General features: G+C 44.2%; 12 protein-coding genes. 5 read left to right on the top strand and 7 right to left on the bottom strand.

What is annotated here, in order from left to right:
* Positions 1–73 precede the first annotated feature (73 nt).
* The 5 genes from Q4592_RS08500 to Q4592_RS08480 all read left to right on the top strand — a co-directional run bounded on the left by Q4592_RS08500 (position 74) and on the right by Q4592_RS08480 (position 6,451).
* Positions 74–1,879: an ATP-binding protein gene (locus Q4592_RS08500; protein WP_303511940.1), complete on the top strand. Its 1,806-nt coding sequence runs from the start codon at positions 74–76 to the stop codon at positions 1,877–1,879.
* A gap of 12 nt (positions 1,880–1,891) precedes the next feature.
* Positions 1,892–3,232 carry a sigma-54 dependent transcriptional regulator gene (locus tag Q4592_RS08495; protein WP_303511938.1) on the top strand — a complete coding sequence of 447 codons (1,341 nt, stop codon included), beginning with the start codon at positions 1,892–1,894 and terminating at the stop codon, positions 3,230–3,232.
* Between the two features lie 199 nt (positions 3,233–3,431).
* A complete protein-coding gene (locus Q4592_RS08490; protein WP_303511936.1) occupies positions 3,432–4,412 on the top strand; it encodes a TRAP transporter substrate-binding protein in 981 nt (326 codons plus the stop codon).
* A gap of 80 nt (positions 4,413–4,492) precedes the next feature.
* Entirely contained in the window at positions 4,493–5,029 is a 537-nt protein-coding gene (locus Q4592_RS08485) for a TRAP transporter small permease (RefSeq protein ID WP_303511934.1), read from the top strand.
* Positions 5,030–5,053: 24 nt separating this feature from the next.
* A complete protein-coding gene (locus tag Q4592_RS08480; RefSeq protein ID WP_303511933.1) occupies positions 5,054–6,451 on the top strand; it encodes a TRAP transporter large permease in 1,398 nt (465 codons plus the stop codon).
* 67 nt (positions 6,452–6,518) lie between these two features.
* On the opposite strand, the gene Q4592_RS08475 is transcribed toward Q4592_RS08480, so the two are convergent.
* The 7 genes from Q4592_RS08475 to Q4592_RS08445 form a co-directional block, all read right to left on the bottom strand.
* Positions 6,519–6,965 carry an acyl-CoA thioesterase gene (locus Q4592_RS08475; RefSeq protein WP_303511931.1) on the bottom strand — a complete coding sequence of 149 codons (447 nt, stop codon included), beginning with the start codon at positions 6,963–6,965 and terminating at the stop codon, positions 6,519–6,521.
* Positions 6,966–7,032: 67 nt separating this feature from the next.
* Positions 7,033–8,379, bottom strand: a complete 1,347-nt coding sequence (gene prsR / locus Q4592_RS08470) for a PEP-CTERM-box response regulator transcription factor (protein ID WP_137673938.1) — start codon at positions 8,377–8,379, stop codon at positions 7,033–7,035.
* A gap of 41 nt (positions 8,380–8,420) precedes the next feature.
* Positions 8,421–10,460, bottom strand: a complete 2,040-nt coding sequence (gene prsK / locus Q4592_RS08465) for an XrtA/PEP-CTERM system histidine kinase PrsK (RefSeq protein ID WP_303511929.1) — start codon at positions 10,458–10,460, stop codon at positions 8,421–8,423.
* 54 nt (positions 10,461–10,514) lie between these two features.
* Entirely contained in the window at positions 10,515–11,585 is a 1,071-nt protein-coding gene (locus Q4592_RS08460; RefSeq protein ID WP_303511928.1) for an XrtA/PEP-CTERM system-associated ATPase, read from the bottom strand.
* A 2-nt stretch (positions 11,586–11,587) separates the two neighbouring features.
* The gene (locus Q4592_RS08455) at positions 11,588–13,057 is read right to left on the bottom strand and encodes a TIGR03016 family PEP-CTERM system-associated outer membrane protein (RefSeq protein WP_303511926.1); all 1,470 of its coding nucleotides are present in this window, start codon (positions 13,055–13,057) and stop codon (positions 11,588–11,590) included.
* Positions 13,029–13,925: an XrtA-associated tyrosine autokinase gene (locus Q4592_RS08450; RefSeq protein WP_303511924.1), complete on the bottom strand. Its 897-nt coding sequence runs from the start codon at positions 13,923–13,925 to the stop codon at positions 13,029–13,031. Before Q4592_RS08450 ends, Q4592_RS08455 begins: the two co-directional genes overlap by 29 nt.
* On the bottom strand, positions 13,922–15,484 hold the full coding sequence (locus tag Q4592_RS08445; RefSeq protein WP_137673933.1) for an XrtA system polysaccharide chain length determinant: 1,563 nt from the start codon (positions 15,482–15,484) through the stop codon (positions 13,922–13,924). Before Q4592_RS08445 ends, Q4592_RS08450 begins: the two co-directional genes overlap by 4 nt.
* Positions 15,485–15,492 lie beyond the last annotated feature (8 nt).

Here is a 15,492-nt window from a genome sequence, read left to right as displayed (position 1 = left end):
TGTGACTGAACAATCAGCATTATGCTGAAATCTTTTATAAGCTAATGTTATTGAATGAGTGGATTGGCTTGCTATGGAACAGCGTCTGAAAAACGAACTCTCCTTAGGACAAAAGCTAGTATTGTTACTAGGCTGGCTAACCCTTATGCTGCTTGCTGGTGTTGCCGCTCAGTATCAAGCGAAACAACAACAGCAACGCCAATTACTCGAAGAAAGCCAGCGTTTGCAACGTAGTATTCAACACGAACTGGACCGTTTTAGAAACTTCCCTAAAGTACTTGCCATACAACAGCAGCTTATTGAGCCGCTAAGCCTTAATTTGAGTAGCCAACGCCGCCACGCTCTTAACCTTTATTTACAGCAGGTTAATCAGCTGCAAGGCAGCGATGTCACCTACTTATTAGACACTTCCGGTACCACGTTAGCCTCTAGCAACTGGCAAAGTGCCCGTTCTTTTGTGGGCAGTAGTTATAGCTACCGACCCTATTTTCAAACCGCTATTTTAGGCAAGTACGGTCAGTATTTTGCGCTTGGCTCTCGCTCTGGCGTACGTGGGTACTACTTCTCTGCACCGGTCATGCTTAAGCAGCGGGTCATTGGCGTATTGGTTGTGAAGGTCGCCCTCAATATCATTGATAAGAGTTGGCGAGACCCTAATTTCGAATACTTGCTTACCGACAAACACGGCGTGGTGTTTTATGCCTCCCAAACTCATTGGTTATACAACAGCATAAAACCGTTGCCGGAATCACTGCGCCAACAGCTTATTAACTCACGCCAGTACGGTGATAATAAGCTGCCAAACATGGCCGAGAGCTTACATGAAAACAGTATTAACTTGCCGGACTACAGCGGCCAACGGATAGACTACAACAGTATTACTCGAGTATTACCCACGGCCGGCTGGCGCTTATATGCCTTGTCGGAAGATAGAGGCTATAGCAGCGACATTGGCGAAGCACTGTTCTTAAGTTCGCTATTCTATTTGGGTTTGGTATTGCTTTATTTATACTGGCGTCAGCTGCAAGCTAGGCGCCAGTTACAAACTGAAATAAATCAAGAATTAGAAACCCGCGTTCAGCTTCGCACTGCAGAGCTCACCAGCAGTAACCGCCAATTACAACAGGCCATTGACGATTATCAACGCACCGCTAGCACGCTCAAGAAAACCGAAGATGAACTGGTGCAAGCGGCTAAGTTAGCTACCTTGGGAGAGCTTTCGGCGGGTATTAATCATGAATTAAACCAGCCACTCACCGCTATGCAAAGTTACGCCGAAAATGCTTTGCGCTTTCAAGAAAAACAGCAGCATCAGCAAGTCACCAACAATCTACAAGATATTCTTAAGCTCACCTTAATGATGAGCAAAATGATTGCTAAGTTTAAGATTTTCTCCCGTAAATCCCAAGGCCAAACCAGCGCAGTGTCTAGTGCGGTTTCCATTAACGCGGCCTTATCCATTTTGGCCAACCGAATTGTTTCCAATCAAATAAAAATTGAATTTAGCGGCCAAGACCAACAGTGGGTTAAAGCCGACGCCATTCAATTAGAGCAGGTGCTTATCAACCTCATCAACAATGCCATCGACGCCTTAGAAAATATTCAGCAGGCGCGCTTGGGGATCCGCCAATATCAAGAAGGTGACTGGCAATGCATTGCTATTTGGGACAATGGTCCAATGCTAAGCCATGAGCAACTCAAACGAATTTTTGAGCCTTTTTTCACCACCAAAAAGCAAGGCCTGGGTTTAGGCATGGCTATATCGAAACGATTAATTGAATCTTTTGATGGTGAGCTTAGCGTGCGTAACATACCAGGTATAGGCCCCGAGTTTGTCATCCGTTTGCGCGTTCAAACGCCGCCAGCTACTAATCAATAATAAGAGGTGAGAGTGTATACCCCAGTCATAATTATCGATGATGACCCAGATATTTTACGCTCGTTAAAGCAAACCTTAGAGCTAGAAGACTACGAATGCTTAAGCTTTGAAAGTGCCGAACAAGCACTAAGGCAAATAAAGCGTACTTGGCCAGGGGTTATTATCTCCGACATAAATATGCCTGGTTTGAGTGGGCTAGAGATGATGCAACGGGCTCATCAAATAGATGCCGATTTACCGATCATTTTGCTCACCGGTCATGGCGATATATCAATGGCTATCAAAGCCATACGTGATGGTGCCTACGACTTTTTAGAAAAACCCTTCTCCACTAGCCACCTATTAGAGGTGCTGCAACGGGCCCTAGAAAAACGCCGACTGACCCTAGAGAACCGCGAACTAAAAGCGGAGCTAGATGCGCAAAGTGGTCCAGGCCCGCGCATTTTGGGCTCTACCCCCTCGATAGTTCGGCTGCGTAAAATACTCAGTCATATTAAAGATACGCCCGCAGACGTATTAATTAATGGCGAAACAGGTACCGGCAAAGAGTTAATTGCGCGTTTTTTACATGACCACAGCGTTAGAGCCAAACACCCTTTTGTGGCCATTAACTGCGGGGCGATTCCCGAAACCATGATCGAAAGTGAGTTGTTTGGCCATGAAGCGGGGGCATTTACGGGCGCTCAAAAGAAACGGATAGGTAAGATTGCCTTTGCCAATAACGGCACGCTATTTCTCGACGAAATAGAAAGCATGCCAATGGCCTTGCAGATAAAGCTATTACGAGTGCTAGAAGAACGTAGTGTAGAGCCACTGGGCAGTAATCAAGCAACTCAGCTTAACTTGCGAGTCATTGCCGCCACCAAAAGTGATTTAAAAACCTTAGGTGAGCAAGGTGAATTTCGCAGCGATCTTTACTACCGACTCAATGTAGTAGAAGTGCAGATCCCACCGCTTAGGGAGCGTGGTGAAGATATTCCCTTATTGCTAGAGAATTTTCTACGGGTTGCCGCCGCACGCTACCAACTGAATAGTCCTGAAATAAGCCCACAACGGCTGTCTGAGCTAATTCACCATGATTGGCCAGGCAATGTGCGGGAATTAAGAAACCTCGCCGAGAGGTGGGTGCTTATGGGCGAAGATGCAGCATTTAACGAAGCTAACAATGATCAACAAAGTTTAAATCTTGCCGAACAGCTATTCCGTTTTGAACGCACCTTATTGCAAGACGCTTTGCAGCGCCATAAAGGCCAATTAAAAGTGGTTCAAGAAGAGCTACAAATAGGCCGAAAAACCCTGTATGAAAAGATGAAAAAATACCAACTTGATAAAGGCGATTATAAAGAAGATTAATGGGTCACTTTCCCCCCATTAGCTAAAATGCCTTGGGGGGATATCCCCCCACACTTTTAGTCATAAATACTCAGCCACCCGCTTACCCGCCAATTAACCATTACATATCAAATACTTAAATTCAGCATTCATTCTTGGCTTGAGCTTTGCTATGAGCTGTAGCGTTGTAAGCAATTTACCCTACACAAGGATGATAAAAATGAAATTATTGGCAAGCACGCTCACAGCATTAAGTTTAGCTTTGGCTAGCGTAGTAAATGCAGCGCCTATTGAGCTTAAGTTTTCACACGTAGTGGCAGAAAACACCCCCAAAGGCCAAATGGCCTTAAAGTTTAAAGAGTTAGTCGACCAACGTTTACCCGGTAAAGTAGAGGTGAAGGTTTACCCTAACTCGCAACTCTACGGTGATGGTAAAGAGCTAGAAGCCTTGTTGCTGGGCGATGTTGAACTCATCTCTCCTTCCTTATCAAAATTTAAAAAATATACCAAGAAGCTACAAGTATTTGACCTCCCATTCTTGTTCCAAGACATGGCTGCCGTTGAACGCTTTCAAGCCAGCGCTGAAGGCCAAGAATTATTGTCATCTTTGGAAAGCAAAGGCCTCATAGGCTTAGGTTACTTGCACAATGGCATGAAACAGTTATCGGCCAATGAACCGCTTTACACACCGGCAGATGCTAAGGGCAAGAAATTTAGAATTATGTCCTCAGATGTATTGGCAGCCCAATTTGAAGCAGTAGATGCCGTACCACTGAAAAAGCCTTTCTCGGAAGTATTTACCCTGTTACAAACCCGTGCCATTGATGGTCAGGAAAACACTTGGTCGAATATCTATTCGAAAAAATTCTTTGAAGTGCAAGCTAGCATTACCGAATCTAACCATGGGGTATTGGATTATCTGATCGTTACATCAGCCGAGTTTTGGCTTGAGTTACCTGACGATATTCGCACAGAGCTAAAAGCGGCGCTAGACGAAGCGGTGGCTCACGGTAACCAAATTGCGGCGCAAAAAGCGGATAAAGATAAGGCTAACATTATGGCCTCTAAACGCTCTGAAGTTATTTCTTTAAGCCCTGAACAACGCATGCAATGGGTAGAAGCTATGAAACCCGTTTGGCAGCAGTTTGAAGGTGAAATAGGCAAAAACATTATCGACGCTGCAGTAGCGGCTAACCAATAAAACGGCTTGCGCAGAGACCCCTCGCTCTGCGCCCTTCACCGTGTCCCCAAAAGTATTCGGTGTACTGATAAGGATATCCCATGAAGTTTGTGATTTGGTTTCGACGCTTTGAAGAAAACTTCATTGCTTTTTTGTTAGTGACTATGACCCTGCTGGTATTTGTTGAAGTGATTATGCGCTTTGTTTTCAACGCTGGCATTCACTGGGTACAAGAGGTCACTCTCTATTGCTCGGCTTGGTTAGTGCTGCTTGGCGCTAGCTGGGGTGTGCGTGAAGGCGCCCACATTGGCGTAGACGCCTTTGTAAAGGTATTGCCACCTACCCAACGAAAATGGCTCACCTTAGTCGCCCTAACCCTATGTTTATTTTACTGCTGCTTATTTATGTATGGCTCTTGGGTTTACCTCAGCAAGTTGCAGCGCATAGCCATTGAAATGGAAGATTTGCCCATAGAGAAATGGAAGACCATGAGTGTGTTGTTTATCGGCTTTGTGTTGCTACTGATCCGCTTTTTAGAAGTGGGATGGAAAGTTGTGACGAATCAGCAAGATGGTTTCCACCTCGCCGATGAGGCCAAAGAAAGTATGCAATTGGCCGACGAACTAAAAAAACAATAAGCGCTTGCGGCAAAGGAACTGACCATGACTACCTTCACCTTATTTATCTTACTGTTTGTATGCATGATTATTGGCATGCCCATCGCTATTGCGCTTGGTTTCGCCAGTATGACCACCATACTATTATTTTCTAACGATTCGTTAGCCTCGGTGGCGTTAAAACTATTTGAAGCCACTTCAGAGCACTACACCTTACTTGCTATCCCCTTCTTCATTTTATCTTCAGCATTTTTGTCTACTGGCGGGGTAGCTCGTAGGCTGATTAATTTCGCCATGGACAGTGTTGGCCACATTCGCGGCGGCTTAGCCATGGCTTCAGTGCTGGCCTGTATGTTGTTTGCTGCGGTATCTGGCTCAAGCCCAGCAACAGTGGCAGCGATTGGCTCTATTGTTATCGCGGGCATGGTGCGCTCAGGCTACCCTGAATCACTAGCAGCAGGTGTTATCGCCAACGCTGGCACTTTGGGCATTCTAATTCCGCCCTCTATTGTAATGCTGGTTTACGCAGCCGCTACCGAAGTATCGGCCTCGCGCATGTTTATGGCGGGTTTTATACCGGGCCTGATGATGGGCAGCATTTTAATGATAGCCATATACATTGTGGCCAGAATTAAAAACCTACCTGCTCAGGCTTACCCTGGTATTCGCCAATGGGGCATTTCTGCACTTAAAGCAACCGGCGGCTTAATGCTGATTGTTATTGTACTGGGTTCAATTTATGGCGGTGTTGCTAGCCCCACCGAAGCAGCCTCGGTGGCGGCTATTTATGCTTTTTTAGTATCGGTATTTGGCTATAGAGACATTGGGCCAATCAAAGAACAAGCTTGGCGAAATCAAGGCGAAAGCATAACGGCAGCCACAAGCCGTAACTTGATGTTGTTTCCTATCAGCATAATCAAGTCTGTGACCGACCCAGAAGTGCGCCAAGTGATCAAAGATGCGGCCAAAGTCAGCATTATGCTGCTATTCATTATTGCCAATGCGATGTTGTTTGCACACGTGCTTACTACCGAGCGCATCCCACACATGATTGCCGAATCGATTGTGGCTCATGGCCTACAACCTTGGGCATTTTTGATAGTTGTAAATATTTTACTGCTGATTGCCGGTAACTTTATGGAGCCGTCGGCGATATTGCTGATTATGGCGCCAATACTGTTCCCCATTGCTACTCAGTTGGGCATCGATCCCATTCACTTAGGGATTATTATGGTGGTAAATATGGAGATTGGAATGTTGACACCCCCTGTAGGGCTCAATTTGTTTGTGACCGCGGGCATTACTGGCAAAAGTATGGGTTGGGTGATTAAGGCTTGTTTACCTTGGCTTAGTTTACTGCTGTTCTTCCTGATATTGATTACCTATATTCCGCAAATCTCCTTGTTCTTGCCTGAATATTTCGACCGAATAAATGGATATTAGTGATTAATACCAAGCAAACAAAAAGGCCTGCTAATGCAGGCCTTTTCTTTCTCACTAGTAAAATTAATTACACCTTTTCCATTCGGCGCTGACGCCTGCGCAAGGCATCACTAAAGCGTCGTTTGGCGACTTCGGTTGCGGGCTTTAATGGTGGAACCTTCGCAGAGTTACCTTGGTCGTCTACAGCAACCATGGTAAAGAAACACGAATGTGTATGGCGAACGGTTTGTTCTTTTAGGTTTTTAGCTATTACCTTAATGCCAATTTCCATTGAGGTTCGACCGGTATAATTCACCGACGCAAGAAACGTTACAAACTCGCCAATTTCAACCGGGTTCTTAAATAGCACTTGGTCTACCGACAGCGTTACAGCGTAATTACCGCAATACTGAATGGCAGTGGTATAGGCCACTTCATCAAGCTTTTTCAACATGGCGCCACCATGCATTTTACCCGAGAAATTGGCCATTTCTGGAGTCACTAATATATTCATTTCTGTTTGCGAATTGTCCATCAGGGGCCCAATTGTTTGTTGCGATAAGGCTGCTTAGCAGCCTTTAGTGTTGATGTTATTTTATGAATTAGTCGGTTTTTAATCCGTACTTTTCTAATAAAGAATACAAGGTAGGTCGAGTTACGCCTAACAAGCCAGAGGTATTAGAAATGTTCCCATTACTTAAGGCTAATGCTTTATTAATGGCTTGTTTCTCGGCAGCCTCACGCACATGGCGTAAGTTTAAGGCGAGCTTGATTTGCTCTTCATCACCGATTGGCAAGGCTAAATCTTCCGCGGTGATTTGCTTGTTGTCTGCCATAATTACTGCTGATTTAATTTTGTTTTGCAGCTCTCGAATATTGCCTGGCCATCGGTGGCTGGTTAAAGCCGTAATGGCATCATCGCTAAAATTATTAATATTGCGCTGCATTTGTTTATTGTAGCTCTGCAAAAAAGCCCGCGCCAATAACACCACATCTTCTCCACGTTCTCGCAATGGCGGAATATTGATGGTGATTTCACTGATTCTGTAAAACAAATCTTCGCGGAACTCTTTTTGCTCAACCATGTTCTGCAAGTTTTGGTGGGTTGCACAAACAATTTTCACATCCACCGGGATCTCTTTACGCCCTCCAACTCGCTCTACAATTTTTTCTTGTAGGAAACGTAAAATTTTAGCTTGTAAGGGGTATGGCATATCACCAATTTCATCGAGAAATAAGGTGCCGCCGTTGGCACATTCAATCTTTCCTTCAGTGGTTTTATGTGCCCCAGTAAAGGCCCCTTTTTCAAAACCAAACAATTCACTTTCTAGCAGATTCTCTGGAATAGATGCACAGTTAATGGCAATAAATGGTTGGTCTTTACGAGGGCTTTGCTGATGAATAGCTCGCGCAAGAACTTCTTTACCGGTACCACTTTCACCTAACAACAAGGTAGTGACTTCGGTAGGAGCAATACGCTCTACCATACGGCACACTTTCTGCACCTCTGGCGAGTTACCCAAAAAGCCATTGTTATCTAAAGAAGCCCCTTTTAGCGCTTCATTCTCTAGCTCAATATTGGCAACCCAAAAGGCGCGAGCGATAATAACCGAGAGAGTATCGTCATCAATCGGCTTTTGATAAAAGTCATGCGCCCCCATAGCAATAGCGCTAAGCGCATTGTCTTTCTCTTCGTTGCCGGTAATCACAATGACTTTAAGCTTAGGGTTTAGCTCAAGCATTTCTTTGAGAGTTGCTAAACCCTCACTGGCGTTGGCTTCATCGGGCGGTAAACCAAGATCTAAGGTCACCACTTTAGGTTCGTAACGTCTTAATGCGGTGATCGCTTCTTTACGATCACCAGCAATAATCACTTGGTAGTCGCTAAAGCTCCATTTCAACTGTTTTTGAATACCTGGGTCGTCTTCAACAACCAGTAACGTTTCCATGTTTATTTCATCCGTTTACGCAAGCTCGCAGCAACTGCCAGCTAAATTTTATGAATTGGTAGAAACAAGCGGAATAAACTTCCCTCGCCTACATGACTCTTAACCTGTATATGCCCACCAAGTTCTTCAACAAAGCGTTTTGCATCATAGGCGCCTACACCCATGCCTGCATTACCCTTGGTGGTATCAAATGGCTTGAATAAGCGCGTATCAATAAACTCTACGCTCATCCCTTCGCCGTTATCTTCAACCTCTACGATGCAATCTTTGTCCTGAGAGCTCGCCTTAATCATGATCTCGCCAGAGGCTTGAGTAGCGTCTTGAGCATTTTGTACTAAATGAGAAAGCACATTAATAAAACGCTCTTGGTCGCCAACTAACTCAAAGTCGTCTTCTAAAGAAAAACGTAACTGCGGCTTAGGTTGGCCCATTGAACGCGATTCTACGACCTGCTGCAGTGCCTTTTTTAATAAAAAGGGAGCGACCACAGTATCTACCCGTTGCTTTTTACTTAAATGCGCCACCACTTTAGCTAAACGATTTGCCGCAGAATCTACGGTTTCGAATGCGTCATCAATAAACTCTGGATTGTGTTTATGTTTAATAGCGTTTTTAGACATTAACTGCAACTGCGCCAACACGTTCTTTAGATCGTGAACTAAATAAGCCGACATGCGATTAAAGGTATCAAACTGCTGACTTTCGGCTAGCGCTAAGTTAGAGCGATGCAAATTTAGGAATACTGCTAACTGGCGGCTAATCGCGCGCATTAAGTCTCGGTCTTCCCAGTTAACGCTGTGGATAGCGGTAGGTGATGACAATAGAATGACACCTTTAAACCCCTCACCAGTGCTAGTGGGAACCAAGTAACTAAACTTACTGACTTGTTGCAGCATCTCAGAGGAAACCGTAAACGGTACAACGCTAGAGTCTTCTTTCAATTCGTCTATATCAATGATCCATTGATGTTCAATCGCTTGGAAGGCCAAGTGCTCTAAACACAGTAAAACTTGTGGGTCATCATCTGCGACGTTATAGCAAGACTTCACCGTAAAACGACCGTTCTCGATAATTGCCAAACTAGCAAATTGGCAGTCAAATGGTTGGTTTATGGCCTTTAGTGCAATGTTATAAGGTGATACACCGTCTTCTTCCAGAACGGCGGCAAACTTCATCCATTCTTCGCGGTACTCATATTTATTAGCAAAGAAATGTTTAGTAATTTGCACCTTAAGCTGCTTACGCAAACGTTCAGATAGAAACAAACTCACCAGTATCAGGGCACTTAAAGCAAAGAAACCATTTTGCGCCATGCTTCCCCAATCACCACCCGCATAGCGAATGTAATAGCCCACAAGCGCCATCATGAGTAAGTAACCACCTGCCACCAGCAGTAAGGTACTGTGGTAGATAACATCACGAGAAACGTAAATCTTGGTAGACCAACGCTTAATTCTACGCGCGCTTAATAGCACTAATGGGGCAGCAAGAACCGCGACAAAACCACGCAAACTCCAAAAATCAAAAGAAATCCCTGATGTGATTAGTGCATTCGCATATAAGGCAAAATCAAAAGCAAACATGCCACCAAGGCCTAGGCACATTGGTTTAATGGTTGGGCGCGCGTTGACTTCAATCCTGCGGTAAAGCTGCTCTATTAGCCATAAACCAATAACGGTTTGCGCTAACTGAGTTACCAGCCAAAGCTGATTTAAAGGTAGGTTGCTAATCGCCACGAAGAGTTGCAAGCAAGCGGTAATGAGTAGCCCTAGAAGAACACCTTTTCTGCGCCATGGGCCGTTAAGCAAATTAGTTAGCTCAAAGCGAGGAGCTATGGTGGCGTAAAGCAGTAGAAACCATAAACCGTTACGGATAGTTTCAACCGCATAAAAGTAGCCTAAGGGGAAGGCGAACCGAATTTGACTAGCACCAACGGCGGCCCAAAGCAGAGTAAAAAATACCACCCAGCTGAGAGCTTTACGTTGAAAACCGCTTTGTACGGTCGTTAACAGCAGCAAACTAAACAGCAAATACACCACTGCAGCTATGCTGTATCCCAATAATCCAACAATAATACTCAAATGAGATCTTCCATGTATTAACTAGGGAGTATTTATAAAAGCGTGCGGCTTTGCCTAATTATTTTCGCTTAACTCAACGATTTCTTTGCGCTTCTTTTCGATCATTTTATCTAAGTAGCGAATGATTTTTATCTTTCGCAGCACCACTTCTTCAAGGTAACTAGACACGTCCAATAGGTTGGCTTTAATTTGATTGTCACTAAGTGCTGCACCGCGAGCCAGATTTTGCCCATCCATGGCGCTTTCATATTGGCGCCCGAGCACTTCGTCAATATCTGAAACACCCTGTTGTTCTGGCGTACCCTGTAGCGATCCAGAAAGCTCGCCCCCCATTTCTTCAATCACTGAAGCAACATCAGCATGCGAAATAGTATGGAGATCTTCAAGAAAAGCATACAAAAACAAGCGATCAGCAAAAATGTTAATTTTCCGCGGAATCCCTTTGGTAAAGTCTGCAATTTGCTGAAAAATATCGTCATCCAATTTTGGGTTTTCGTTCCAGCCGACTTGTTTTAAGCGATGCAGGATATAGCCTTGAGTTTGCTCCGCATCTAATGGCTGAAGGTGGCAAGAAGCAATAATTCGCTGCCTAAACTGCTCCATTTCAGGTAATTCAATAATCGGCTTAAGCTCTTCTTGCCCCAATAAAAAGCTTTGGAACAAGGGCTTATCATTGAGCTGAAAATTAGACAGCATTCGCAGCTCTTCTACTGTTTCAGCAGGCAGGTTTTGAGCTTCATCCACCACCAATAGAGCACGTTTGCCTTGTTTGTTTAGGGTTAATAAATATTGCTCAAAACGTTTAAGAATATCGGCCTTATTGAGCCCTTCTACGTCAATATTAAACTGTGCGGCAACTAAGCGTACTAACTCGTCTGGGTTAAGCTTGGTCGTGGCAATTTGCGCGGCAACAATCGAGTCATCAATTGAGGCCAATAAACTACGGGCGATGGTGGTTTTACCGGTACCAATTGGCCCGGTGACAACAATAAAGCCCTCTCCTTGCGAAAGGCCATAACGTAGATAAGACACTGCACGGTCATGGTGCGGGCTAGCAAAGAAAAATTTAGGGTCTGGGCTAAGCTTAAATGGTTTATCACTTAAGCCAAAAAAAGATTCATACATGCTTAAAACTGCTTAGTCGCGTTAATCGATACTCGGTTTTCGTCATAGTTTCTACCTGCAGTATTTGAGCTACGATGGGTATATTGGTAGCGGTACGTGAGAAAGAAACCCTCAATAAGGTCTTGATTTAAAGATAAATCATAGCGGCTATATTTATCAATTTGGTCAGTGCCGTTAAGGCGATCAAATGTATAGTGATCGTAATCAAACCCAAAGGCTATGGTCAAATTGCGACTAAGCTTGTGGTCAAGGCCAATACCGCCACCGTAGGTAATGTCTTTAATAAAGTCACTATCACTGCGCAAGCCTTCGCGAGTTTGATGACGCAATTCAACATCGATGCCTGACCGACGTAAATTTAAATCAGTGTTCCAGCGAAATGTTTTATCTAACTTTTGCTCTTCTACGCTATCACCTTCTACAAAGAAACGGCGATCAAAACTGGTTGGCTCTTCAATGTAGCTAATGTCTGTTGTTACGCGGCGCTTTTTGTGGTTAAAAGTGAACTCATAAGCGTTGCCGTAAAAACGTTTGCTGTACTCGAAAAACAACTTAGTTCGACGGTTAGGTTCCAAGTTTAGCGCGGTACCTACATAATCATCGTTTTTATCTTTATCTAAGGAAAAGTTATAGCTGAGTTCTAAGTAACTTAAGCGTGAGCGAAAGTAGCGAATAGCCGGGCCCCAGCTTTCAGATTCACCGACTTTTTCAGAAGAACTCACCCCTTCTAGGTAGCTTTCTGCGTAATAACGGATAAATGGGCTGAAGCCAGAACGCTGTTGCAGACCAAACTCACCTTTATACTTTACGTTTTCGGTTTCTTTAGAGTTACCGCGTGCCTCGCGTTTGATATAACTCGAATCCACTAACCAGAAAACAGTATTAACCTTTTGGCCATTCTTAAACAGCAAAGAGCCGTCAAAATCATTATTGTTACCACGGTCATCTTCGTAACGATATAAACTTGCACCCGCTCGAGCGCTCAAATCTATCCATTTACGGCGATTGGACTGGTAACTCAACCCTAAACCTAGCTCACTACCTTGAATCAAATCACCAGAGATAATATCTGTAATGGCATTACTGCTTACTTCTGCTGGCAAAATATCAATCGATGCAATCGCATCAACGCTAAAACCTGATTTACCTAATTTTTTGTCGGCAGCAAAATCCAACTCATGGTAGAGCTGGTTTTTGTTTGAGTCATAGGAATGGTAGGTTTGACGAGCTTGATAGTCTAAGGACATTTCTCCGTCTTTACCGATTACTTCAGATACGATGCCTGCAGACAAAATACCGATTTCGCCAGCTTCAGGAGACTCTTCACTTAAACCCGCATTGTCGGTATAAACTAACTCGGCACCAATCTCAGGGCGAAACTGCACTTCAGCAGCATAAGCTGAAGTAGGCAGTCCTAAAGCGATAGCAAGCGCAAGAACAACACTAGGCGCTGCGTTCTTCCTCATATCCATAGCCGTATCCGTAGCCATAACCGTAAGTCCCTGTTTTTCCGTGCACTGCTTTATTCAATACGTAACCAATCGCCAGCTCTTCACTAAACTGCGATACCGCTGATTTAATTGCCGCCATCTTGGTACTATCTTGCTCTACCACTACCACTGCCTGACCAATAAAGTTAGACAACACAACGGTTTCATTCACGCCTAATATTGGCGGGCTATCAAACAATACAACGCGATCCGAATAACGGCTATTCAGCTCTTGAGTCAGAGAGCGCATTTTTTCACTCGCTAACAATTCGTTGCTCAAGTGATGCGGCATGCCAGCAGGCATAATTCTTAAATTAGGAATATTGGTGTGATAAATCACATCAGCAACATCATTGGTTTGCCCTAGCAAATACTCCATTAAGCCCATGTGCTGGCCAATACCTAAGGTTTTACTCACCGTCGGTTTAAGCACATCGGAGTCAATTAACAACACCGTTTTATCTTTTTCTAAGGCTAAGCTAAGCGCTAGGTTAATTGAGGTGAAAGTTTTACCTTCACCTGGGTTAGCGCTAGTTACCATTATCAGGTTACTTTTGTTTTGTGGGATTAACCCCGGCTCAAAAGCATTTTTAAGCAGCTTACGCTTAATACCGCGATACTCGTCGCTAAGCATTCTGGTTTCGCGAGATCGAATGTCAGACAACATACCCAAACGTTTCAGTACTGCTGAATCTATTTGTAGAACCGGTTTATCTACTCTTTTGCTTGGAGTTGTCGCTGCCTCAGTTCCAGGAACTGCAGCTTGCTCTGCAGCAGGGACATCAATTGGTGCTTGATTGGCTTGGGCTTGCTTTGCTAGCTTACCCATTGCTTTTTCTATCGTGCTCATAGCAAACCTACTCCACCTAACCCTGCAATAATCTTATTGTGTAATCCGGGTAGCAAATTAATCACCATAAACCCTACAAAGCCACATAACAAAACGGTATTTGATAAAACAAATAGCCGCATTTTGCGTTTTTCTATTTTCATCAACCCAGAACTTTCAGTCGCCGAAACCACACCCAGCACTGGATAGCCAGTTTGTTGATATAACTGTTGTAGGCTTGATACCACAGGATTTATTTGGCTAAACGCAAACGACATACCACCGCCAACCGCGAGAGCAAAAATCAATACTCCGGCAATTAATAATGGTCGCTTCGGCCCAGAAGGAACAAGAGGTACGCGAGGTGCATCAATCACTCTAAACTTAATGTCATCGGTTGTTTTACCGGCGCTTTGTGAAATTTGCGCGCTCTCTCTACGAGACAAGAGATCTTCATATTTCGATTTAGTGATTTCGTAATTACGGTTTAGGCCGGTTAACTTCGCTTCAACATCAGGCACCTGACGCAGCTGTTCTTGCAAAGTATCTACTTTCTCGGCATGACGTTCTTCACGCACTTTTAGCGAAGCCACTTCATTCTCTAGCTGGCTCACCGTAATTTTTAAGTCTTGGTAAATGACCGACTCAGACGCGATAGCAGCAGGTGTTTTAGCTGTAGTAATCGCATTGTCTTTTTGCTTCTGCAAAGATTCAATCTGACGCTGAACCTCTACCACATCGGGGTGGCGCTCTGTATAGCGCAGCAGCAAATCATCTAAGCGCGTTTGCATTGAGATAATACGGTCATCAAACTCAGTACGAACTCTGGCTGTTTGCTGTGATGCTAACAACTCTTCGCTAGCCAATTGAGAACGTGCAGATACCAATTTGGTTTCAGCTTCACTTAGCTCCAAACGGGTTTCTTCAAGCAGCTTTTTAACCCCTTCCAAGTTACTATAATAAGTTGACTCTTTACCGGGTAAAAATGCAGTGTATTCTTGTTTGAATGACGCCAAGCGCTTTTCAGCTTCAATTAGGCGTGTTTCATATTCTTCAATTTGCTGATTAATAAACGAATTAGCGGTATCAGTATCTTGTCGCTTTTCTCCAAGAGTATTTTCAACAAAGACATCTAGCGCTGCTTGCACAACATCGCGTACATATTGGGGAGAATCGGCCACGAAAGTAATAGTATAAAGATTCTCTCGGCGGGTTTTATCGATGTCGATCTTTTCTTTCAAATTATCTAATAGCTCATCGTACTCAGCGCTATTGTTAACCCGAACGTCAGCATCACTCGCCCGAGCAATCTTCTCTAGGTTGTTACGACTCAGTAAAGTTTTAACAATCATCGCCAGTTCCTGACTAGGATCGGTCTGAATGGCTAAACCTTTCAACAGAGGTTGCAACAACGAACGAGTGTCTGCGTAGACCCTAGCCTCAGCAGTATATTGATTTGGCATCAATGTTACCGCTATCCAACCAATTGGGCAGATGACCCACAAAGCGATTAAAATATAACGGCGTTTTAACCATACCCCTCGCAGGTATTGCAAAAAATCCTCAATTAACTCTTGCATTTAAACGA

This window comes from Agarivorans sp. 1_MG-2023, assembly GCF_030548385.1.
GTDB lineage: Bacteria > Pseudomonadota > Gammaproteobacteria > Enterobacterales > Celerinatantimonadaceae > Agarivorans.
The sequence above is the reverse complement of the archived record's forward strand: the minus strand, read 5'-3'. Positions and strand labels throughout refer to the sequence as shown.

Coding starts and splice junctions, on each gene's coding strand:
- prsR (WP_137673938.1), bottom strand. CDS start 8,379: ATGGAAACGTTACTGGTTGTTGAAGACGACCCAGGTATTCAAAAACAG.
- Q4592_RS08500 (WP_303511940.1), top strand. CDS start 74: ATGGAACAGCGTCTGAAAAACGAACTCTCCTTAGGACAAAAGCTAGTA.
- Q4592_RS08475 (WP_303511931.1), bottom strand. CDS start 6,965: ATGGACAATTCGCAAACAGAAATGAATATATTAGTGACTCCAGAAATG.
- Q4592_RS08445 (WP_137673933.1), bottom strand. CDS start 15,484: ATGCAAGAGTTAATTGAGGATTTTTTGCAATACCTGCGAGGGGTATGG.
- Q4592_RS08485 (WP_303511934.1), top strand. CDS start 4,493: ATGAAGTTTGTGATTTGGTTTCGACGCTTTGAAGAAAACTTCATTGCT.
- Q4592_RS08490 (WP_303511936.1), top strand. CDS start 3,432: ATGAAATTATTGGCAAGCACGCTCACAGCATTAAGTTTAGCTTTGGCT.
- Q4592_RS08450 (WP_303511924.1), bottom strand. CDS start 13,925: ATGAGCACGATAGAAAAAGCAATGGGTAAGCTAGCAAAGCAAGCCCAA.
- Q4592_RS08455 (WP_303511926.1), bottom strand. CDS start 13,057: ATGGATATGAGGAAGAACGCAGCGCCTAGTGTTGTTCTTGCGCTTGCT.
- Q4592_RS08460 (WP_303511928.1), bottom strand. CDS start 11,585: ATGTATGAATCTTTTTTTGGCTTAAGTGATAAACCATTTAAGCTTAGC.
- Q4592_RS08480 (WP_303511933.1), top strand. CDS start 5,054: ATGACTACCTTCACCTTATTTATCTTACTGTTTGTATGCATGATTATT.